At 44.7% G+C, this 1,049-nt stretch carries 2 protein-coding genes; both read right to left on the reverse strand.

What is annotated here, in order from left to right:
• Nucleotides 1-144: 144 nt before the first annotated feature.
• Nucleotides 145-741 (reverse strand): hypothetical protein, encoded by a 597-nt coding sequence (locus ASE31_RS31815; RefSeq protein WP_157412576.1) that lies wholly within the window; start codon nt 739-741, stop codon nt 145-147.
• Nucleotides 738-1,049 (reverse strand): hypothetical protein (locus ASE31_RS31820; protein ID WP_162261422.1); only part of this gene is annotated, 312 nt, incomplete at its 5' end. The genes ASE31_RS31820 and ASE31_RS31815, both read right to left, overlap by 4 nt.

Consider the following 1,049-nt stretch of genomic DNA (forward strand, 5'->3'; position numbering starts at 1 on the left):
GCGTGTATTGTGAAGTCATCTGTGGGCAAGAAATGCCCAAAAAAAGAGGGGAATTGCTTAAAAAATGAGCTAATCCGAAGCGCTCAAGCCGCCTGCGCCTGTGACTGGCTGAAAGCAGCGGTTTTTAGAGGCTCCCAACTGAAATTACAGCAAAGGTACTTCATAGAATCGGGAGTTCAACTTGGGCTGCACTGCATTCCATAGCATCAGCTTGCATTCCCAATAGTCATCCCCGTGCCCGCCGAGGATTGCCGCAAATTTGCCATTTTTTTGCCAATTCAAGCACAAAGCAATCTCACACGGCCGATTATACAGCCGAGGATTTATCGGATTTTCCTTTATTATTGACATCCCAATCAATCGATCCCCTATAAATTCACTCCATTGCGTTCGTGAAAAAACAGGATCTGAAGCTTCGATCGGAAAAAATACGCTTACACTCTCGTCCATCGGACTGAAATCGGGCTGTCCATCCTTGTCCCTGTCAAGCCAGACGATTGCGCTATTCAGGCTATCGTCCTCTCCAACCCCAAGAGTTCCGGCTCCTTCAAAATTGAGACCCACAGGCCCTTCTGTCCCTTCAAAAACAAGTGAAACAGGTTTCTCTATTTCGGCGGCCGCTTCCTCTTTGGAAAACAAACTGTATCTTGTAAATGAAACAAGCTCTTTCCCCAAAAAACTGCGAAGCAGTGAAACCGACTGAAGAGGGGTCATTGAAGCGGGAAACTCTTTGTTAGTCATTTTTTCTTTCCTGCACGAGCCAAGTTTATCAAAAATTCAATCATTTGGAGATTTTTTCTGTAGCCAGGCCCAACTTTTACCCCCAAAGGATCAGATATTACCAAACCACCATCACGCCTAACAAGAAATTGTAGATCTTCTATGTGCAATCTCGCATCCACAATCTTCTTTTTAATAAAAGTCAAATCCGATATGCTTTTTTTATTTAAATAATCCAACTCTCCAACGACTATTGGTTGATTGCGCACCATTCTGACCGCATCTTTGGTCCCCGCCTCAAATCGATCGTACACAAGCGCAGGGCGATC

It is taken from the genome of Acidovorax sp. Root217, assembly GCF_001428645.1.
In the GTDB taxonomy this organism is placed as follows: domain Bacteria; phylum Pseudomonadota; class Gammaproteobacteria; order Burkholderiales; family Burkholderiaceae_C; genus Acidovorax.

Coding starts and splice junctions, on each gene's coding strand:
- ASE31_RS31815 (WP_157412576.1), bottom strand. CDS start 741: ATGACTAACAAAGAGTTTCCCGCTTCAATGACCCCTCTTCAGTCGGTT.